The sequence below is a fragment of the Bremerella sp. TYQ1 genome (assembly GCF_020150455.1).
Lineage (GTDB): Bacteria > Planctomycetota > Planctomycetia > Pirellulales > Pirellulaceae > Bremerella > Bremerella volcania_A.
The window spans coordinates 492,114-513,123 of sequence record NZ_CP083740.1; the positions used below are offsets into that span (position 1 = coordinate 492,114).

Consider the following 21,010-nt stretch of genomic DNA (forward strand, 5'->3'; position numbering starts at 1 on the left):
CACATAAATTTCGATGTGACCGCTTACTTTTGAAAAAAAACGCGCCGACTGCAACGATTTTTCTTCTGGCGGAAAGCGTAGGGCTGTACGTTAAATTCGCAACGGCCCACAAGCGGATAAGAAAACTACGGATAAGCACCGAAAGCTTTCGTGCAGACAAGAGCACCTTTGGCGGAATCGCAACAGAAGTACTGAACTGGATCATTCATGGCGGAATCGGGTAACAGCAAGAAGGCGTTGGTGATTGTCGAGTCTCCGGCAAAGGCTCGCACCATCTCAAAGTTTCTCGGCAAGAACTATCTCGTCGAGGCATCGATCGGCCACGTCCGTGATTTGCCCAAAGGGGCAAAGGAAATCCCGCAACAATATAAGGAGCAGGATTGGGCCTATCTTGGCGTTAACGTCAACGAACAGTTCGATCCGGTCTACATTGTTCCGACCGACAAAAAGCAGCAAGTTACCAAGCTGAAAAAGCTGTTGAAGGAGTCGGACGAACTTTACCTCGCGACGGACGAAGACCGCGAAGGAGAAGCGATCAGCTGGCACTTGCAGGAGATCCTCAAGCCCAAAGTGCCGGTACATCGCCTGGTGTTCCATGAAATCACCGAGAGCGCCATCAAGGGAGCTTTGGAGAACCCTCGGTCGATCGACGACGGCTTGGTACGTGCTCAGGAAACACGGCGCATCCTCGACCGGTTGTACGGCTATGAAGTTTCGCCCCTCTTATGGCGAAAAATTAAGCCGAAACTGTCAGCTGGACGTGTCCAGAGTGTGGCGGTTCGCTTGATCGTTCAGCGAGAGCGCGACCGAATGGCGTTCCACTCGGCGACCTATTGGGACTTAGTCGCGACGTTTGAAGTAGAGGGCCAATCGTTCGACGCCACGTTAGTCGAAGCGGATGGAAAGCGAGTTCCATCGAGCCGAGATTTCGATTCGTCGACTGGTAAAGTCAATAAAGAAGGCTTGTTACTTCTCGATGAAGAGGGAGCGAATCAGCTTCTCGAGCGAATCCGGAATGCGGACTTCTCGGTCAGCAATCTCGAAAACAAGCCATACACAAGCAAGCCTGCGGCGCCATTTACAACGAGTACATTGCAGCAGGAAGCCAACCGAAAGCTCGGCTTCACGGCTCGGCGAACGATGCAAGTGGCACAAAGTCTGTACGAAAATGGTTATATCACCTACATGCGTACCGACTCGACGAACCTTGCCCAGGTTGCCATCGATGCGTCGCGCAAGCTGGTGGAGAGCGAGTACGGAAAGGAATACTTACCTGAGAAGCCTCGCATGTACTCCTCGAAAGTGAAGAATGCTCAGGAGGCTCACGAAGCAATTCGACCAGCGGGTAACGAATTCCGCAAACCTGATTCCCTGAAAAAAGAATTGAATGACGAACAGTTCAAACTGTTCGAGCTGATTTGGAAACGAACGGTGGCCTGTCAGATGGCAGACGCTCGGGGGCATCGCATCTCTATCAACATTGGCGGTGGAGAAGCAGTCTTCTATGTCAGCGGAAAGACGATTGACTTTCCTGGCTTTCTTCGTGCCTACGTCGAAGGCTCTGACGATCCTCAGGCGGAACTTGCCGACCGAGAAACGCTGCTGCCGACGGTTACTGTTGGTCAAAGCGTTGATGCGAAAGAATTCGACCCTAAGAGCCACACGACCCAGCCTCCGGCACGGTTCAGCGAAGCTTCGCTAACACGTAGTTTGGAAGAAATGGGAATTGGCCGCCCGAGTACGTACGCATCGATTATCGACACGATTTTGCGTCGTGAGTACGTGTTCAAAAAAGGGAATGCACTTGTCCCAACATGGACTTCATTTGCGGTAGTTGGACTGCTTGAAGCCCATCTCGCAAAACTGGTCGACTACGACTTCACGGCGAAGATGGAGGACGATCTCGACAGCATTAGCCGTGGTGAAGCAGACGCGAGCGATTACCTCAGCAAGTTCTATTTCGGCGTCGAAAATCATGGCCTCAAGCAGGTTATCGAAGAACGCATTAAAGACGTCGACGCTCGTAGCGTGAACTCGATTCCGCTCGGGGCACCTCAGGAAGGGGAGCATCGTGACGAAGTCTTTGTTCGCGTCGGTCGTTATGGGCCCTACGTCGAGCAAGGGGAGCGTCGCGGATCGATTCCGGATGAATTGCCTCCAGATGAAATCGACCTGACGAGGGCGATGGAAATCCTCGAGCAGTCGGAGAAGGGGGAAGAGCCGATGGGCGAACACCCAGAAACCGGCAAGCCGATCTATCTCAAGGCGGGGCGATTCGGGCCATACGTTCAAATGGGATCTCCAGACGACGACGAAAAGCCGAAGAACGCTTCGTTGCTGAAAGGGATGAATGCTGGGGACGTGAATCTCGAAACGGCCATCAAACTTCTTTCGCTTCCGCGAGAAGTTGGTGTCCATCCTGAGGACCAGAAGCCAATTGTGGCGTACAACGGTCGCTTTGGCCCCTACATCAAATGGAACGACGAAACTCGATCGTTGCCGGCCGAGATCTCGCCGATCGATATCGAGATGGACAAAGCGCTGGAGTTGCTTGCTCAACCCAAAACACGCGGACGACGCGGAGCTCCGAAGGAACCGCTCAAAACGCTCGATAAGTCACCAGTAACGGAAGAAGTAATTAAGATCATGGATGGCCGTTACGGGCCCTACGTGACCGATGGCGAAACGAACGCTTCGCTTCCGAAGGGTGCTTCTCCGGATGAAGTGACGATGGAAGTGGCTTTACAACTGCTTGCCGATCGTGCCGCCAAGGGAGGTACGAAAAAGAAGAAGGCCAAGAAGAAAACAGCCAAGAAGACGGCGAAGAAAAAGACCGCCAAAAAGAAAACGACGAAGAAGAAAGCCGCCACGAAAAAGGCAGCCAAAAAGACGACCAAGAAAGCCGCTGCAAAGAAGACGACCGAGAAAAAAGCGGAAGAGTCTTCCAGTGACGAAGCTCCGTTCTAATTCGGCGGAGCAAACCCTTCGAAATAAAAAAAGGCGATCGAGGACTTCCTTCGATCGCCTTTTTTCGTGAATCAGCTAGTCGTTCGACATCGTCCGCAAGTCACGGACGTCTTCCAGCAAGTCTTGATACTTACGCTGGAAGTCTTGCGAAATGATGAACATGTAGCCATTGGCGCAGAACGACAACAGGAAGCCAAACGCCAGAAACGGCCACCAAGTGGGAAGCGGTTCTACTGGCTTAGCATCCGTTTCCTTGCTTTCCTTGGGCTCTTTGGCCGGCTCGGATGGACTCGCAGGTGTCGCAGTCGTTGGCTGCTGTGCCACGGGCTGCTGCGTTGCAGGAGTAGGTGGAAGCGAGGCAACTTGATGGGCAGGTAGCTGCTGTTGAGGGAAAGGAGCCTGATACGAGGCGGGCACGTTCTGCCCATAGAATTGATTCGGCCCATAGCCGTTGTACGGAGGCTGACCGTACGCGTTATTCACGTAATTGCCATTGTAGGGCGGCTGCTGCGGGTTGTTGTAGTTCGGCCCTTGGTACTGGTTGTTGTACGGAGGCTGATTGTTCTGAGGAGGTTGGTTCGTGTTCGGTACTGGGCTGTAAGGGGCCGAGCTGCCGTTGTTTTGATTGTTGTTCCAGGTACCAGTAAGCCAAGAGTTGTCGCCACTGCCATTCTGGGGATTCTGATTGTTATTCGGTTGGTTGGGCTGCTGCGAACCGTTGTTGTAAGGAAAACCGTTGTTCGAGTTGTTATTCGGTGGCGACATATTGTTGCCACTTTGAGTGTTGCCGGTATTCCCTTGGTTAGGCTGATTATTGCCGTAAGTCGAACCGTTGTTGGACTGCCCGTTGTTCGAGACCCAGTTATTAGAGTCCGAAGGGGAGATCAAGTCAGGTGCCGGTTGATTGGTGCTTGAGGGCTGCTGATTGAAGCGGAACTGGTTAGAGGTGCCGTTCGTGCTTTGTCCCGTATTGCCGGTGGGGGATTGCGTGTTTCCGGCTGTGTTGTTGTTGCTAGTCGATGCGCTCCAGCTATTTCCTCCGGTAGCAGGCGTCCCTGTATTGGCTGCCGAACCGGTGGTGCTTGGAGGGCTAGGAAGACTCGACGTGCCGTTGGGCGATGTCGGACTGCTTGGCGAAGTGCTGGAGTTTCCGGGCGAACCGACCGGCGAAGTCGCACTCGCTTGCGTGGTGTTATAAGGACTGCCAGGCGTGCTGGGGACCGAGAATCGAGATGCAGCGGACGAAGGCGCTCCACCATATCGTTCTGCCGCGCCTGGGATGGTTGGCAATGTGTCTCCCGTGTTGTTCGCTGCTGTGCTGGAGCTAGAAGTCGGAGCAGGGGAGCTCGCGCCCGATGGCGGCGTTCGAGTCGACCGAGGAATGTACTGGGCCATTTCGTCGCCGAGCGTTGGCTTGGTGTCAGCGACCGATCCTGGTTCCGGCGGGGCGCGAAGCACCGGCGTCTTGGTCGGCGCTAAACCAATCTCTGAGATTTCGTCGAAATTATCGTCGACCGGCTTTTCGTAGGTCACAGGAAGATTGAGTTTTTCGCTTCCGATTTGGACACGAAAGACCTCGACGCGTTCCGCGTTTGGGGGCATTTCAATTTGAATTGCCTTCCCAGTCTTCAGGTGTTCAATCGCTTCCGGTTCGATCTGAACAACGCATTCGACTTGGTTTTGATCGGTAGTTTGATAGCCGAAGTCAACGCCAAGGACAGCGGATGAAATTAATAAGCAGGCGGCGTACACAGTCTCATACTCCTCGCACAGCACGTGCATCATGCAACTTGTGCCGCTAATCCTAACTGTTATCGTGGAAACGGGAAAGCGACATTTGACAGCATTCTTGCCGCAAGCATAGCCGCGAGGAGAAATCCCTATCTCAAGTTCGGTAAAGCACTACGGGCAAATGCCCCTTGGGGTTCGCAACGACTCTGCGATAGACTACGATCGCCAAGTTATCCACATCCGCTATCACACCCCCTCGAGTGCAGCACTTGGATTCGCCATCAAGCCCAGATTACCCGGACTCTCCGCCAGCGAAGGGCGCGAAGGTATGGAAGTCGCGCGCGATGGTGCTTATTCAAGTCGTTGTGGTTGTTTTGGTGGTCTGGGGTATATGGCGGAATATCGAAAAAGCAATCGAACAAGTTCATCAAGAAAATTTTTCTTTTGATCAACTTCGCTGGCCATGGATTGCTGCCGCTGGCATTTTGTATCTGCTCGGTTCGTTCCCCATGGGGGTGTTCTGGTACCGCTTGATGAAGGCAATGAAGCAGCAGCCCGGTTTGATGAGTTCGATCCGAGCCTTCTTTATCGGCCACCTCGGGAAGTATGTCCCAGGTAAGGCGCTCGTCGTTGTTCTGCGTACATCTCTCGTGCAAGGCAATCATCTTCAGCGCTCCGTCGTCGCAACGGCGGTGTTCGCTGAAACGTTGACCATGGTTGCCGTCGGAGCTGTTTACGGAGCGGTACTAATCGCCATCTGGTTTTCCGAGCATCAATTGCTTTTATGGTTGGCTGTTGCCATTGGGCTTGCCGCAAGTCTGGTGACATTGCCCCCGGTCTTCCGGGCGATTGTGCTTCTCTTAAAAGTCTCGAAGATCAACCCAGAAATTGAAGAGAACCTGGCCGGGCTCAACTACCCGACGATGGCTTGGGGCTGGGGAGCGAACTTGATTGGTTGGACGCTGCTGGGGGGAAGTCTCTATGCCACGATGGCTAGTATTCCGGAAGCGGACAGTCAAATGAGTCAGGGACTTGAAGTCTTTCCACTGTTGGCGGCGACCGTTTGTCTGGCCATGGTCGTCGGCTTTGTGACACCCATCCCTGGGGGAATGGGCGTTCGTGAATATGTGATCATGGAAATGATGGCCCCGGCGTTTGGACCGGTCGTCGCCGTCGTCTCGGCAGTCCTTCTGCGAGTTGCCTGGCTTTTGGCAGAAGTGGCGTTGGCGATTATCTTATATGGTATTCCTACCTCCACGCCTGCCTCAGACGAACCGTCTGCACACGACCCCGCCCAAGAACCTGCATAACGAATATGCTTGGAAAGCGAAGCAAATGAAGCTCTCTCTGGTAATCCCGGTTTATAACGAAGACGAAAGTCTCGATAAGCTGTACGAAGAGATCTGCGAAGTCGTTTCGACAAACAACTACGATGTCGAGATCCTCTTTATCGACGATGGATCGAGCGACGACTCGTGGAACGCAATCTCTAAGCTCGTTGAAAAAGATTCTCGTATTCGAGGGCTTAAATTCCGACGTAACTTTGGCAAAGCCGCGGCGTTGGATGCTGGTTTCCAGGAGGCTCAAGGGGACGTAATCATCACGATGGATGCGGACCTGCAGGACGATCCTCAAGAGATCCCTCGGTTTCTCGAGCAGCTCGACGGCGGTAAAGATGTGGTCAGCGGCTGGAAGCAAGTACGCCACGATCCATGGCATAAAGTGGGGCCTTCCCGCGTTTTCAATTGGATGGTCAGCACCCTGACAGGCGTCAAGCTGCATGATCACAACTGCGGCATGAAGTGTTACCGCAGAGAAATCTTCGACGAAGTCCGACTGTATGGCGAACTGCATCGCTTCGTTCCCGTGCTGGCGGCAGCGCATGGCTGGAAGGTAGGCGAGATCGTCATCAACCACCGTGCTCGCCAGTTTGGTCACTCGAAGTATGGTGTCCGCCGTTTCCTGAAAGGCTTCCTCGATTTAACGACGGTCGCTTTTATCACCGGTTACGGGCAGCGTCCGCAGCATCTGCTCGGAGGAATCGGGCTACTGTTCTTTGGCTTGGGCTTTGTCGGTTTGTTTGGTCTTTCGAGTTGGTGGGTGATCGATCGGCTGATTGGAGTAGAAGATCCGATCGAACTTCACAAGCGAGCCGTCTTCTATTACTCGATCGTTTCCCTGCTTCTGGGAACGCAGTTTGTCACCGTAGGCCTGTTGGCCGAGATCATTCGTTCCTCCATGGCCCCGCAAACGAAGTCGTACTTCATCTCGCAGAAGGTAGGGACGCGTGATGAAGCCAGCTAGAGTATCGCGGAAAAAGGATGACGCTTGGACCGATGCGGATCGGTTACGCTGGGCCATCTATTGGATCTTGATCGCCGTATGTCTCGGCAATGCGGTAGGCCGAATCTTCGCGGTAACTGCCGAGCACAATCGACATCCCTTTTTGAGTGCGAACGATCGCAGTCGATGGGCAACCGTGCGATCGCTGGTCGACCACCAGACGTTTGCCATCGATGAAGTGATTAAGGATCGCTATTGGGATTCCATCGACAAGGTTTACCATCTTGGGCCGGACGGGAAGTATCACTATTACAGCAGTAAACCGCCCCTGATGGCGTGTGTATTGGCCGGTGAATATTGGCTGATCAAAAATACGGTTGGCATAGAAATCTCGGAGCATCCGTACTACGTCGGACGAGTCATCTTAATTGTCACCAATGGCTTGCTTCTGCTGGGATTGCTTTGGCCAACCATCTGGATAGTGGAACGTTATGCTCGCTCCGACTTTGCGAAGATCGGAATCGTTGCGACGGTCGCATTGGGGACGTTTTTGACGACCTATGCGGTCACGATCAACAATCATCTGTTGGCCGCCACAAGTGTCGCGATTGCGCTTTATTGTGGGCTGCGAGTTTGGTGCGACGGCCGGGGGGATGCCAGGTATTTGATCGGAGCAGGCTTTTTTGCTGCGTGTGCCGCGGTGAATGATTTGCCTGCGTTCAGCTTTTTCGCATTGCTTGGTTTGGCGATGCTAATCAAGCGGCCGATGCCGACGCTTCTCTTAGGTGTGCCGGCCGCGGCTGTTATTTTGGGAGCATCCCTGGTCACGAACTACGTTGCCCATCAATCTTGGCGGCCTCCCTATGCCCATCGATCCGATGGAGAAGTACTCGGAACGTTAGAGGAAAAGCTACATGGGGCGTTCGATCGCAATGAGATTCCAGAACCGCTTACGCAAGTTCTGGCCGGCCATGGCATTGAATTGAGCGATCAAGCCGAGGTGATCACCCGAGATTCAGGCAACCGTTGGGTGATCTTAGATTCAGGCATCGACCGACGATACGCAATCCAACGCACTGAAAATTCAATCGAAGTGCGCGACTGGGATAACTGGTACGACTACGATACAAGCTACTGGAAGACCGGCGTGAAAAAGGGGGTCGACGTGGGAGAAAAGTCGATCGGGCGTTACGCTTTTCATGTCGTTCTAGGGCACCATGGAATCTTATCTCTGACGCCGGTTTGGCTACTTTCCATCCTTGGAATCGGCCTCTGGCTTTCCGAGAAGGGAGCGTTTCGACAGGTAGCCGTTTTTGTGCTTGTCTTAACGCTGGTGTGCGTACTCTTTTATATTTTCCGTCCGCTTAAGGACCGAAACTACGGCGGTATGACATCTGGCTTCCGATGGGCATTTTGGTTAATTCCGATGTGGTTGACCGCGATGATCCCAGTCCTGGATCGTTGGAAGAACTGGGCTTGGGGCCAGCGTATTTTTGCGGCGCTGCTGCTGTTCTCGGCGGTTTCAGCGAGCTATTCGGCACTCAACCCTTGGGTGCATCCTTGGATTTACACCTATATGGGATACCTGGGCTGGCTTGAGTAAATGCGGTGGTGCTGGCAAAACTCGTGTTGCATCATTTGCCGAAATCTTGAAAATATGCCGGCAAATTCCCGACCCGAACCTGACCCGTTCACCTCACCCTCAGGCGTAGCGCAAGGAGGCGTGCTTGATGAAGTTCCCGCACTTTTCATCGTGGGCAACCGGCATCGGTTTTGTCCTGTGTATTTGTCTGTTTTTATCCGGCTGTGGTGCATCGGACACGCCCTCTCCACCGGCGGCCAGCATTCCTGGCCCGGAAGCCAACGCTGATGGGCAAAGCACGCAAACGGTTTCGACCGAACTGGAAGCTGGCGATTTAGCCAAGTCAGATTTTCGTGGGGAAGAGTTTCCCGAAGTAGTACTGACGACCACGCTAGGCAAGATCCGACTAAAGTTGGACGCAAAAAAAGCTCCAGCAACGGTCGACAATTTTCTGACAAATTATGTCGCTACGAATCATTACGACGGCACGGTGTTTCACTATGTTCAGCCAGACGGAATGATACTGGGTGGTTTGTTCGATGCCGACATGTCGCCGCGGCCCACGAAGATCGAGATTCAGAACGAAGCGATGAACGGGCTTAAGAACAAGCGTGGCACGATTGCGATGTCGCGAGACCCGAACGTGGTTCATAGTTCGACGTGTCAGTTCTTTGTAAACTGTGCCGACAATACCACGTTTGATCACATCGGAAGCGAAGATTCGAGCAGCTTCGGGTATTGTGTTTTCGGCGAAGTGGTCGAAGGGATGGATGTCGTTGACGCCATCTCAAAAGTCGACGTTCAATCAAACGATGGCTTTGTCAACTTACCGAAAGAGCCGGTTCAGATTTTATCGGCCGAGCGAGTCAAGTGAGGTCGTCACCGTCGCATTTTCTAGCGACGGTGCATAAGCCTCTTCCAAGACTTCGAGTAGATGTTCGATCGTATAATTTCGCCGTCGGGACGTTGGCTCGGCGGCGTTTTCTACTCCCAACTCTTCCAGCAGTTGCTGCAGCCTTGCTGATTCTAGCGACGGGAAGAGATTCTCTTTGGACACCCAGCTTTGCGAAAAGCTTTCGCCGTTGCCAGCGATCTTCGCCAGATGCCGAATCCCTTCATGGGAGGTGCACATTAAGTCAATTCGCTGGAACAGAAACGTCGGGTCTTCCGGGAATGCCATCGCAGGGTCTTGCGCAAGTTCGGCAAGTACGAAGCGACTGAAGAACTCTTTGTCGTGCGGGAAGCTGCGTACGATCTGATTTCGTCCCGGAATGTAGATGTGAACTCCCTTAAGGCTCTCAAGCAAATCGCGAACTTTGCTCTGAGTTAGCAAGATTGGTTTACTAGGATTGCGCGCATGGGTGAAATATTGCTCGATTAAGTTCTCCAGAGTTGCCATATCCGGAGAACGGGGTTCGGCAAATGTTGGTGAACTTACCGCAAGCCAGAAGAATATCGCTATAAGCAAGCAGGATAGGCTTGATAGGGTGTTTCGCAGAGCTGTCTGATTTTGAAGTGCCATTGCACAATCTGGGCAAAAATTTTGGTCTGCTATGAAGTACGTCTGCCCCACTCTCTAGAAGGATAGAACACAACTATGCTTTGGCATCAGAAAGACTGCTGTTTTGGGCTGTTTTTAGCGAGTTCCCGAGATATCAAAATCAAAATGGTCAATTTGGAATGACTGGCGAGATAGCCAAGATTCTCAGTAATTGTCGATTCTTTTCCCTTGTGGGCAGAATAAAGTGGCACTGATCTACCGTAGTCTTCATTTTTCGGTTGATTTCTTCGGAAGGTTTCTTATACTGCGTGGACGTTGTTGAGGTAGTCGTCCCTCAACTCCGCTCATCAGCAGTTGCGGTAGTAGGAGATGCCGTCGTGTGTAAAGTCACGTACTTTGTCCAATCTTGCCCCACGTGTGGCCGAAAGCTGCAGGTGAAGGTCGAGTACCTCGGCCTTGAGGTCTCCTGCCAGCATTGCGGCGCAAATTTTGTCTCCCAGGATCCTTCGATTCTGCCGGCTCCGCCCGCGAACCCGGTGGATGACGCCCTCCATAAAGCAGATGCTTACTTGGGCAGAGGGATGCCGAGTACCCATTTCCCAGCAGCGTTCGGACCGAATTGAGACAGCGTCGGAAAACGCGTTGTTTCAACGAACGCCAACACGACAAACCTAGAAACGGCCGCACTCAGCGGCCGTTTCTGTTTCTTGAGCGATGTCAGGCAGCCGTTGCCGCCTCGTTTTACGTAGACTGGCAAATACGTTCGAGATCTTCGAAGAAGTGAGGATAGGTCTTGCTGGTGCAGCCTGGATTAAGAATAACAACCCCTTCTTGCCGCAAGCCGACAAGAGCCAGGCTCATGGCCATTCGATGGTCGTTATAGGTTTCAATTCGAGCTGGTCGAAGAACTCCGGGGGTAATCGTCATTCCGTCCTCGAACTCCTCAACGTTTGCCCCAAGTTTGCGCAGTTCACAAGCGAGATCGCCAATGCGATCGGTCTCTTTATGGCGATTATGGGCAACGCCAGTAACTTTGGTTGGGCCATCGGCAAACAAGGCAACCGCCGCTAAGGTTTGCACCGTGTCACTGATTTCACCCATGTCGATTTCAATGCCATATAGTGGCTTGCCGACGACGGTTATTCGGTCCGACTCGTAGGTAACTTCGCAGCCCATTCGAGCCAGAGCATTACAAAACGCGACGTCGCCTTGCAGGGCATCTCGGGAAAGACCTTCAACGGTAACTTTGCCGCCTGTCACGGCAGCAGCGCCCCAAAAGTAACTTGCCGCAGAAGCATCGGGTTCGATAGCGTATTGGCGGGCCTGATAGGTTTGGTTGCCAGGAATAACGAATCGACGGCAATTGTTTTCATCGAGTGTCGCGCCGAAGTCACGCATGATTTGCGTCGTCATCCGCACGTACGGCTGTGATACGAGTTCACCGTCCACTTCCAACTGGACATCCTCTTTCGCATAAGGAGCCGACATTAGCAGTCCGCTAAGATATTGGCTGCTAATGTTTCCGGCGATCTTAGCGTGGCCGCCGGGAAGCCCTGCTGCTCTCACAAGCACAGGCGGACAATCGTTGGTAAATTCAGTTTGGATATCTGCTCCGAGCGATTGAAGTGCCGCGATCAAATCGCCAATCGGACGTTCTCGCATACGAGCGATGCCATCGAGGCGGAATGTTCCTTCGCCAAGAGTCGCCAACGCGGTCAGGAAACGCATCGATGTTCCGCTATTGGCAATGAACATCTCGGTATCTGCACCACGAAATTGACCGGCGTTTCCTTCCACGGTCAGAACATGATTTGCTGCATCGTGCTCGATCGAAACGCCAATTCTCCTCAGGCTATCGATCATGACCTCGGTATCTTCACTTTCCAAGGCACCAGAAAGCGTTGAGCGACCGCTTGCCAACGCTGCAATAATCAGAGCACGGTTCGTGAGGCTCTTTGAACCTGGGGGACGAATCGAACCGATCACTGGTCCGCATGTAGGAATGGTAATTTCAGCGACCACGAGGCATCATTCAAGCAATAGGTGAGGTGAAATGTTTCCTCACCAGTTTACTCTTTACCAGCGATTTTCCACAGGTGGCGTTCCCCTTTGACGTACATCGCATCTTCATTTAATGCGGGGGTTGCTTGGATGTTTTCGCCCATGTCAATTTCGTCGACGATCTTTCCCTTTTTTTCCGATAGGTCGACAATCAGTCCGGTTCCGTCGTAATTGAACGCAATCATGCGTTGGCCAGCGATAACGGGAGAAGCCCAAAACTTTCCTTTCAATCGCAGGCCCCAGTCGAGATCGCCCGTTTCGGCATTGGCACAATTAAGAACCCCGGCGCTATTGATGATGTAAACTTTGCCATCATGAAGAATGGGGCTCATCGATGATGGGTTTAGCTTGTTGGCCTCCCACACGATTTCGGGTTTCGTTTTGGGATCGACAATGTCGAGAACGGTAAGCCCGTTGGAAACGACAAAAGCCTGATCTGTTGTGGCGAGTGACGTAGAAATAGTAGATGCTCCTCCGCCAAGCTCCCACAAGATGGTGCCACTCTTCGCGGATACGGCTGTCACGCCAGAGCCATTTTGAAGAAGAGCAATCGGAGCCGATTGGGACGCCGTATCACCCAGGGCAATGGGGGAGGCCCAATTGGCACGTTCCGATCTTGGCAAAAACCAGCGAGTTTGTCCGGTCTTTGCATTGATCCCTGCGGCAAACGAATCGCCTTGGTTTTCGATTTGAACGATAACCGTCTCGTCAACGATGATCGGCGAACTTGCCATGCCCACATCGTTTCCTGCTTTGGGATGCTCGTGACCTAGGCCGCGGTACCAATGCACGTTGCCATCCAAGTCGAGACAGACCAGGTCGCTCGAACCGAAGAAAGCATACACATGTGTGCCGTCGCTGACAGGTGTCGGCGCCGCTGGCGTGGTCTGTGGATGGCAGAAAGTCCGGCCAGTTGCCCAGAAGTTCCTTTGCCATAGCTTCGATCCATCATGCGCAGAGAAACAAAGAACATGAAGCTGTTCGAGATCCGCCCCGTCCGCAGTGGTGACGATCACCTTGTCACCGACGACGATCGGGCTCGATGGCCCACGCCCAGGAAGTTCAACTTTCCAGGCAACATTCTTGCTGTCTGCGTCCCACGACTCGGGAAGATCACAATTGTCGAGTGCGCCTGTTCCGTCGTTGCCGCGGAATTGACGCCAATCGGCGTGACCGACAGAAAGCAAGACGCAGACACATACCAAGCTTAAGAAAATACGCATCGAGATTTACCTTAAGGGCTTACGGCTTGACGTCACGAATCGCGGTGCCGAGGTGATCGCAGACACGAAGCTCAAAGTGCCAGACGTTAGTCCACGACTGCGTTTGCTCGTTCTGAACTACTTTGACGAGGATTGTGTTTTCGCCAGCGTTTAGTTCTGCTGATGCAGAGTACTGATCGAAATTGTCGCCGGCATGATAGACTTTGTCGGCAGCGATAAGCTTTTCATTGACCCAGACCTTCGTCGCATTCGGCGAACCCCAGCGAAGCTCAACCACTTGCGGCTTGTCCGAATCAAACCTGGTAACCGCATAGCCCACGACTTCTTTCACCGGGGCGAAAGTCTTATTGAAGTCGACACGTTTTTTACCACTGCCAAGATCAACTTTCTTCCAAGCGGCAGGGCCAGGCAATTCGTCGACTAACTTGCCTGGATACCTAGCGGTCAGATCAATTTTCTGTTCGGGAGGATACGTCGCATCAAAACCGTCTCCTTTAGCGAATTCAAACGGTGCGATGAGATGCCAGCTTTTCAGGAACCCAAAGTGCTCGGTGGTGTCGACTTCGACATCAAGTTTCTCGAGTGCATCGGCAATTTGCTGGGCTTGATACGCGTTTCGTGTTGCGTCGAGTGCTGCCTTGTAGGTGGCAATCGCATCGGTAGCTTGCTCTTTTTCGACAAACGCACTGGCTTGATTCATAAGGCGTGCGACGGCAAGCAAACGAAGCTCTAAAGAAGCATCGTTAGTGAATGAAGGGACCAACGAATCTGCCGTTGGAGCGTCTTGCTGCTTTAGCAAATGAAAGGCAACCGACCTCGACTTGGGAGAATGCTTATCCGATTCGATGAAGCGGACCAGTGTTTCCGATGTTACTGGGTTGCCACTTTGCTGGGCCTTTTGAGCGATCGCCTCTACGGCGCCACGGAGCCAGTTGGCAGAGACTGGTTTCTCTTCGTCGATGGCGGCCAAGATGCTTGGAACGGAGGACTGATCGAGCTGGCTAAGCGACTCCATCGCTGCGACTGCTTCAGGATATCCCTTGCCGTCGGAGCCAATGTTGTTGATCGTTTCGGTCAGCTGATTTACATCGGCGGCATGTATTGGCGACACCGAACTTGCTAAAGCAACAACGGCGAGAAGGATGATACAAGTGCGATTCATCGTTCGACTTTATCAATAGGAAAGCGGATAGGGCTTGCCCGATTGTAAACGATGAACGGGTAAGGTGAAGCGTTTGAAGGAAAGTTTCATACGATCCTAGAAAAGGATCGTTTCCGAAACAAATACGCCATCGCGGCGAAGTGAAGGGGTATCGGAGAGGTTCAAGACGCCGAGAACCTCGAAGAAGCTTCGCTTGGTGGTCTTTCGCTGATAACGAAGGCCAAACCCGTAGACTAAGTCGCCATTAGGTGTTTGGAAGGCAATTTCAGGGGCGATGGATTCGTCTTCGTGATGGCGGAACAGTTGTACGCCGAGCGATGCGCCGTAGTTCTCCCCTAGATTGTTGCCCGTCGAAATGGAGACAAGCGGGTTAACATCAAATGCGGAGCGTAAGCGATTAAAGCCACCACCTGCCGCTGAATTCCAACCTTCGGTCGCGTAAAAGACATTGCAGTAAGCGACACCGAACTCGATGCCAAAAGGATGCGCCGGCGTCAGATAGGTGTAGTTTGTTTCTAACACAAAGAGTTCGCCGCTTCCCGTGCCAGCTTCGTCTCCAAATTTAAAAAGTGCCCGGCCAGCGTAATTGAATTGGCCATGGAACTTGGTGCGGCTGATCGCTGCAAAGTGTTGATTGCGCCCCGCTGCATCTGGGGTCTCCACAAACAGATAGGTTGCTTCGTAGAACTCTCGTTCGTAGTCGACACTGACATTCGTACCGTACATCCGGCCGTTGTCATCCGCGACATTCTCAACGTCGCTCGCGGCGTAAATTCCTTGGATGTTGATGTTGCTCGTATTGCCGACAAACAATGTGTTCTTGTTGATCGCAAGACCTAGGATCTCGTCATTCATCAACAGATCGTTGTGTAGCTGAAAGGGGAACTTGCCCCCGACCATATGAATGTCACGTACCGCGAATGGGTCCATGAAGCCCGAGAAGATGCTGTGTAACTCTCCTTCGAACCAAAATCGTTGAGGGACACCGGTGCTGTTGTCCACGTAGCCGGCGGGGTCGCTGAATCGATAATACGATCCGCCGGTATCTCCTTCACCTAAGGGACGGAACTGGACGTGAAAACGTTCTGTGCCGGTCAAACGCAAGTCCATGTCGACAAGCAATTGATGTCCGAGGCCATCACTGCGAGTGTTTCCTTGCTTGAAGGCAATCGCACTGAATTGATAACCACCATAGGCGACGAAACGAGGTTCCCAGTTATACGCATCTGGTCCAAACCAATGCAGAGGTGACTGTTTGATAGGCTCTTCACCCTCGAACTGCGTGAAGAGCGTGAATGGCTCAGGATCGACGTAGTCTTCCGGTAATCGAAGCAGTTCAAAGTCGGCGTGCGCATCTTCTGCTGGCCACCCCAAGCGATCTCCTTCAGGCGAGTAGATGTAGGAGCCACCATGTTGCCACAGTTCTTCATCCAGCGGAGGCAACGGTTCGTCTTCCCAGGGAGTCTTATTTCCTGACGTATCAGGGACCGTCGGAGGAAGTAATTTGGGTTTGGCGGCCGGAGTATCGAGTGCCTCGACTGGGGGCGGGATCGGTGCGACGCTGGGTTGCCGATAGCTCGCGGGAATCGTCGGCATCGGCCGATCAACCTGGCCGGGGAGTGGCGGCAACGTGAACATTGTTTCGTCCGCCTTCAACGAGACGCACGAACACAGAACCGCTGCACACCAAGCAGCAGCAAAGGTGAATAAGAGGTTTAATTGTCGGATTCTTATCATGGAGTGACCTCAATCGTGCCACACCATTCTTGCAGGACGACAACCTCGAGAAGGTGCTTCAGATGAGGCGTGCCGATGCGATCGAGTAATGTCGGAGGAAGGTGACGGAAATTGAGGCGGACCGTCACGTGGTAAATACCCGGTTCGTTAGGAAGGTGAATCGGGTAGCTCTTGCCCTGTTTGGATAGTGGAGCAAGACTTCCTTTGGCGATTCGGAATGCGGGTGGACGACCGAACGATGCGGAGACTCCTTCGGCCGGACGTACGAAGCTTAGCGGGTTCAAGTGACGGTTGACGGAGAGAACCACCGATCGATCGGTGCCTTCTGCCGTGAGAGCTGTAAACTTGTTTTGGAAGTTTAGCAAGTGTTTGTCGTACGGTACTTTTCCTGCGAGGACAGCATGACTGTGCTCGTCCCGGAGGTCACCGTTATCGTCGAGATCACCCGAGGTGAAAATCGTTCGCCCTTGAGCATCGCGAACGATCGTCGATACCCAAGCTTGACGCTCGGCAGTGAATCCTGTCGGAAAGCTATGCCCTGGCAGCTTGCTTTTGACTTCGACATCGACGTGAACTTTCTCGCCGCAGGCGGCCCGTTCTGGAGCAGCGACGAACAAATCGGCTGCTTGCGAAAGAACTTCGTAACGTTTCTCGTTGGCAATCCGAAGGCTGTGTCGGTTCTTTTTGCGAAGTTCGGTAAGCGTTTCTTTTTCGTAGGTCGTCAGCGAGTCCCAGTCGCGGTAATCCTTCTCGTACATCCAATCCAGTTTCTCCGGGAACTCGGTATCAGGGAGAAGAGAATAGTCTGGACCAGCGAAGGTGTGATCGGTCAAACGACGAAGCGGAAGTTGTTCTTTCGGTACGCCTGGCACGGATGCAGCGTAACCCAATGGGCGTTCGCAATCTTTGAAGGGGATTCCTTGAACGGGACCCATGTGGCACTGCTGACAAGTGATTCCTTGCTTGGCGGCGGGGCTATTTTGCCATTCGCTGAAGGCTTCTTCGAGACGGACGCCCTGCGGGTTTGTGACATCGTGGCATTCGCCACAAAACTGCGAGGATTTGATGTATGGGAGGCCCGCGGAGTTATGAGCGCCAATTGCTTCTCCGTCGGCAGCGTCGTCGAACGGGCCGTACATGCAAGCGTCGAGTAGTTGGCCTGGCTCAACGGGGACGCGTCCGCTCGACTTGTAATGTTTAGTGCTACGGCGATGGCAAGAGACACAAGTCACACCTTCCATCGAAATTCGAGAGCGATGGACGTTTCGTCGATTGCCGTTTTCGCCGAGGGCAGTCCCTACCGGCGTGTGGCAGCGAGTGCAAAAGGTGCCTTGCGTGCCTTGTGTGCGTTCCATCAACGTCAAGTTGAATGCTTCGAAGACAGGGCTATGCTGAGCATAGGCATGCATCGAGCGCGACCACTCGTCGTATTGCTTCGGGTGACATGCCTGGCACTGCTTGGCCGATGGAAAACTCATCTCCGTGAGGGGGGTGATGTTGCAGTTTTCCGGCAGGGTGTATTCCAACGCACCGTTGGCGATCCACCGGTGCATTGCTTCCAGTTGGCCGGATGTAAGCCATTCCAACTTCTCTGGTGGCATTTCTGGTGTGCGAGGCATTCCAGAGCCTGGTTCCGCGTGCTCGTCCCATTCGACATACATCAGCAGAACGGACTTTTTCGGATCACCAGGGACGATAAGCGGATCGTTGCCAACTTTTCCTGCCAGAATGGCTTCGTACGAAGTCAGGTCGACTCGCTTGGAATCAGGACGATGACATCCTGTACATTTGTTGGTCAGCGTCATGAAGACTTCTGGCCAATCAGGATCATACGGATGAGGGTCAGAGATAATATGCGGAATCGCAGCCACCGGCGTGGGCGTTCCTCCCCAGAATAACAGCGCGCCGACCAAGCCTAGACCCATGGTCAGGACCACCAATTGGGAGGTCAATTTCTTCGCTGCTGGCATTCGGGCATCCTTCCCGTCGATCAATCTCGTTTCCACCCTCCACTGGCGGAAACATGCTAGGTAAGCGCAAGACGCTCGCCACGCTGGCATTCTTCGGCTTGCCGCGTGGGGCAGGCTTAGCTAACTAAGTTTAAGTGCGTTCATTGGAATAATCGGAAAGGCTTGATACGCCCCTTCATATTCCCGCAACAGAATGATAAAGAAACTCGACAATGGGGGAACCAGCCACCTAGGTTAGGTAGCTTCCAACTGCTTTACGGCGTCGATCAAATCTTTATCACGCGACTTTGCAGCCGACTCTGCTGCCACCTTGGTCATGGCGCCCGCCGCGGTGGTGGCTCCGTTCGCCTTCAAAGATGGCACGTGCTCAATAGCGTGTTGCGCAATCGCTGCATGCACTTTTGAGGAACTGGTCGAGCTGGATGCTAGCTGCATGGCTTTGAGATGCCATTCGCCTTCGTCGATTGAAAATCGGGTATGCCAATCGTGAATGATGCGAGTGCAGGTCTCGAAATCGCCACCGCGGGCTGCTTCTGCCAAGGCATAGCGGAAGCCAGCAAATTGTTCCGGCGAACCATTCGGCATGCTAACCGCTTCCGCGGCCATCTCTTGACCAATCTTTCCATGATCGTCGATCCGTTTAGCCGACTGGATTCGGGCGTTCCATTTCTCTTGGAACGCCGCCGCAGGCGCCGAAAGATCGGCGTCAGATGGAATGCTGGCTTGTTCGATCAGATCGTCCGACAGCTGATAGGGATCATCTAGCACGGCAACTAAACTATCGATTTCCTCTTCAGGTAGAAAAGCGGTCGACCACTCTTCGCGGGCCCGATCAGCTCCACCATCCGGAGTAACCAACAGGAATGCTCCGATAATCTTCTTGGTTTCTGCCTGCGTTGGCAGTTCCATTTCGGCAAGAAACTTGGCTAACCCAGGAGGAATGTCGTCGAGCGTATACCTTCGATTTTCGCCATTCACACGTAGTACGAGTCGATTCGCATCGGCCTCGACCACTTTCGTAAGCATTCCATTAACGTCTAGATCCTCATCCGATTGCAACTTGGCAAGACGAGAAGAAACGGCGGTCCAGAATTGCTGATTCAATTCGACAAGCTGTTTTAGGTTATTAAGCTTGGCTTGGTGTTCCGGAATCGTCGCCAATGGTTCGGCTTGGGCAAGCGCTTGCTGAGCAGCCGCCGAGTGACGTTCGATCATTTGTTGACGAGCTTGCTTGAGTAGGCCTCCTAGCTTGGATGCATTTTCAATCTTGGAATCGCCAGCCGAAACAGATTGAGGCATCGGCATCGACATCGGATCGTTTGGCGTTGATGTCATCTCTGTGGAAGAATCAGGCATCGTGCTGGCAACCATTTCGCCGGCCAGATACTTCTTTTTCGCAGCTTCCAATGCGGTCAGGGCCCCTCCATCGGCACCTGACTGGGACCAAAGGTTACGGACGTAATCGATATCTGCCTTAGAAGACAGCAGCAAATGGGAAGCTTCGATTCGCTGCTTTACGGTATCTTCCCCTTTAAGGCGACTTTTGGCGATCGCGCGTTTTAAGCCATCGGGAAGGTTTCCTCGTTCGTAGCCCTTATTCTGTCCTGCGAATCGAATCACCACGCGGTTGTCATCCACCGTGGTAACGATGAAGGACGTACTGCCGACGGTAAGCTCTTCATTTTCGCGAAGACTGTTCAGTCCTTCATTGAGAGCTCGGTTGTAGGCCATCAAGTCTTGGACGAACTGATCGATCTGGCTGAACTGTTCTTTGCCGCGATCCGTTTTGGGAGTCTTGCGAACTTCGTCGAGGGAAATGGAAGCCTGGGCTAAGTCTTGCTTGGCTATGCCTGTCCAGGCAGCTGCGATTGCTGATTGCAGCTGCGCTTCGTCTGCCGGAGTGGCTTGCGGTTCCGGAGGTTTCTCAGGCATCGCGGGCATGCCTGCCATGGTTTCGTCGGGATTGCCAAGTCCGGGGATTGAGTTGGCTAGCTCGTTTGCGTCGGGGCGATTGCCTCGATTCGGTTTGGGGGGCAGCTTACCCTTATCGTCGGGAGTCGTTTCTTCTTCGATCGGTTCCGTAGTGGTTGGCGACTGGGGTTCTGGATCGTTCTGCGCTACTTCGGGAGTCGCTGGCTCCGTGAATACGTAATAGGCCCCACCACCAATGGCTGCTAGAAGGAGCAATGCGCCGCCACCTAAGTACAAACCAAAAGCCGAATTCTTTGCGCGACTCTTCGCGCTTGATGCCGCGGAGGCTTTCTTCGACTTCAAGTTGATTTCACTTGAAGAATCAGACGAAGCCGGAGGGTTGGCGACAGCAGCAGGAGCGGCAACCGGCTGGGCAACGGCAACCGTCGGTTGAACTGGCTGAGCAGGGGCTGCTTGACCACTGAAATAAGACTGAAGCTGCTGATCGTAGGCCTGTTTTTGGGCAGGATCTAGCAAACAGTTCTGAGCGAGTTGAATCTCGGAGACCAATGTCTGCCGCAATGGCTCATCGGCTGGCGCCATGGGAATGGATGCCCTTGCCATCGCATTCTGGGCTGCAACCATAATCTTGCCGGTATCGGCCTCGTACATCGGAAGCCCCAACAGCGTATAGCAGTCTGGACGCCCGGCGACGTTTAGGCCCAACCACATTTGATACGGATTGGTTGCTTGAGTCATTCCTCGTTACTCGCAATAGGGGATCAATATCTCAAAGCTAGTCGCCGTTTCGCCTGGTGGCGTAGGGCGGACAGCAATTCGCCTCTGCTTATACGACGAGGAAGCGACCGATTTTGTTTCGTA

General features: G+C 53.2%; 13 protein-coding genes. 5 read left to right on the top strand and 8 right to left on the bottom strand.

Translation table 11 applies throughout. The annotated features are described in order from the left end of the window. Positions 1–207: 207 nt before the first annotated feature. A complete protein-coding gene (gene topA, locus LA756_RS01890; protein WP_224438196.1) occupies positions 208–2,967 on the top strand; it encodes a type I DNA topoisomerase in 2,760 nt (919 codons plus the stop codon). 75 nt (positions 2,968–3,042) lie between these two features. Here topA and LA756_RS01895 read toward each other — a convergent pair whose 3' ends face one another. Continuing rightward, complete coding sequence (locus LA756_RS01895) at positions 3,043–4,719, bottom strand: hypothetical protein (RefSeq protein ID WP_224438197.1); 1,677 nt, start codon at positions 4,717–4,719, stop codon at positions 3,043–3,045. A 323-nt stretch (positions 4,720–5,042) separates the two neighbouring features. Here LA756_RS01895 and LA756_RS01900 point away from each other — a divergent pair, with 323 nt between their 5' ends. The 4 genes from LA756_RS01900 (at position 5,043) to LA756_RS01915 (ending at position 9,437) form a co-directional block, all read left to right on the top strand. Further along, positions 5,043–6,008, top strand: a complete 966-nt coding sequence (locus LA756_RS01900; RefSeq protein ID WP_224438198.1) for a lysylphosphatidylglycerol synthase transmembrane domain-containing protein — start codon at positions 5,043–5,045, stop codon at positions 6,006–6,008. A gap of 25 nt (positions 6,009–6,033) precedes the next feature. After that, positions 6,034–7,002: a glycosyltransferase family 2 protein gene (locus LA756_RS01905; protein WP_224438199.1), complete on the top strand. Its 969-nt coding sequence runs from the start codon at positions 6,034–6,036 to the stop codon at positions 7,000–7,002. Continuing rightward, positions 6,989–8,584, top strand: a complete 1,596-nt coding sequence (locus LA756_RS01910; RefSeq protein WP_224438200.1) for a hypothetical protein — start codon at positions 6,989–6,991, stop codon at positions 8,582–8,584. Before LA756_RS01905 ends, LA756_RS01910 begins: the two co-directional genes overlap by 14 nt. A gap of 127 nt (positions 8,585–8,711) precedes the next feature. Then, a complete protein-coding gene (locus tag LA756_RS01915) occupies positions 8,712–9,437 on the top strand; it encodes a peptidylprolyl isomerase (protein WP_224438201.1) in 726 nt (241 codons plus the stop codon). On the opposite strand, the gene LA756_RS01920 is transcribed toward LA756_RS01915, so the two are convergent. The 7 genes from LA756_RS01920 to LA756_RS01950 all read right to left on the bottom strand — a co-directional run bounded on the left by LA756_RS01920 (position 9,414) and on the right by LA756_RS01950 (position 20,887). Continuing rightward, entirely contained in the window at positions 9,414–9,896 is a 483-nt protein-coding gene (locus LA756_RS01920) for a hypothetical protein (protein ID WP_224438202.1), read from the bottom strand. The two genes, LA756_RS01915 and LA756_RS01920, sit on opposite strands and share 24 nt — an antisense overlap. A gap of 909 nt (positions 9,897–10,805) precedes the next feature. After that, a complete protein-coding gene (gene aroA / locus LA756_RS01925; protein WP_224438203.1) occupies positions 10,806–12,086 on the bottom strand; it encodes a 3-phosphoshikimate 1-carboxyvinyltransferase in 1,281 nt (426 codons plus the stop codon). 47 nt (positions 12,087–12,133) lie between these two features. Continuing rightward, the gene (locus LA756_RS01930) at positions 12,134–13,348 is read right to left on the bottom strand and encodes a PQQ-binding-like beta-propeller repeat protein (RefSeq protein WP_224438204.1); all 1,215 of its coding nucleotides are present in this window, start codon (positions 13,346–13,348) and stop codon (positions 12,134–12,136) included. Positions 13,349–13,367: 19 nt separating this feature from the next. Next, positions 13,368–14,510 (bottom strand): hypothetical protein, encoded by a 1,143-nt coding sequence (locus LA756_RS01935; protein WP_224438205.1) that lies wholly within the window; start codon positions 14,508–14,510, stop codon positions 13,368–13,370. A 96-nt stretch (positions 14,511–14,606) separates the two neighbouring features. Further along, entirely contained in the window at positions 14,607–16,148 is a 1,542-nt protein-coding gene (locus tag LA756_RS01940; protein WP_224438206.1) for a hypothetical protein, read from the bottom strand. 95 nt (positions 16,149–16,243) lie between these two features. Continuing rightward, complete coding sequence (locus LA756_RS01945; RefSeq protein ID WP_224438207.1) at positions 16,244–18,217, bottom strand: multiheme c-type cytochrome; 1,974 nt, start codon at positions 18,215–18,217, stop codon at positions 16,244–16,246. Positions 18,218–18,451: 234 nt separating this feature from the next. Then, on the bottom strand, positions 18,452–20,887 hold the full coding sequence (locus LA756_RS01950; protein WP_224438208.1) for a hypothetical protein: 2,436 nt from the start codon (positions 20,885–20,887) through the stop codon (positions 18,452–18,454). Between the last annotated feature and the right edge of the window lie 123 nt (positions 20,888–21,010).

Bases quoted from the DNA above. Each gene is read 5' to 3' on its own strand.
- LA756_RS01945 (WP_224438207.1), bottom strand. From the start codon at position 18,217: ATGCCAGCAGCGAAGAAATTGACCTCCCAATTGGTGGTCCTGACCATG.
- topA (WP_224438196.1), top strand. From the start codon at position 208: ATGGCGGAATCGGGTAACAGCAAGAAGGCGTTGGTGATTGTCGAGTCT.
- LA756_RS01940 (WP_224438206.1), bottom strand. From the start codon at position 16,148: ATGTTCACGTTGCCGCCACTCCCCGGCCAGGTTGATCGGCCGATGCCG.
- LA756_RS01915 (WP_224438201.1), top strand. From the start codon at position 8,712: ATGAAGTTCCCGCACTTTTCATCGTGGGCAACCGGCATCGGTTTTGTC.
- LA756_RS01910 (WP_224438200.1), top strand. From the start codon at position 6,989: ATGAAGCCAGCTAGAGTATCGCGGAAAAAGGATGACGCTTGGACCGAT.
- LA756_RS01900 (WP_224438198.1), top strand. From the start codon at position 5,043: ATGGTGCTTATTCAAGTCGTTGTGGTTGTTTTGGTGGTCTGGGGTATA.
- LA756_RS01905 (WP_224438199.1), top strand. From the start codon at position 6,034: ATGAAGCTCTCTCTGGTAATCCCGGTTTATAACGAAGACGAAAGTCTC.
- LA756_RS01935 (WP_224438205.1), bottom strand. From the start codon at position 14,510: ATGAATCGCACTTGTATCATCCTTCTCGCCGTTGTTGCTTTAGCAAGT.
- LA756_RS01930 (WP_224438204.1), bottom strand. From the start codon at position 13,348: ATGCGTATTTTCTTAAGCTTGGTATGTGTCTGCGTCTTGCTTTCTGTC.
- LA756_RS01950 (WP_224438208.1), bottom strand. From the start codon at position 20,887: ATGACTCAAGCAACCAATCCGTATCAAATGTGGTTGGGCCTAAACGTC.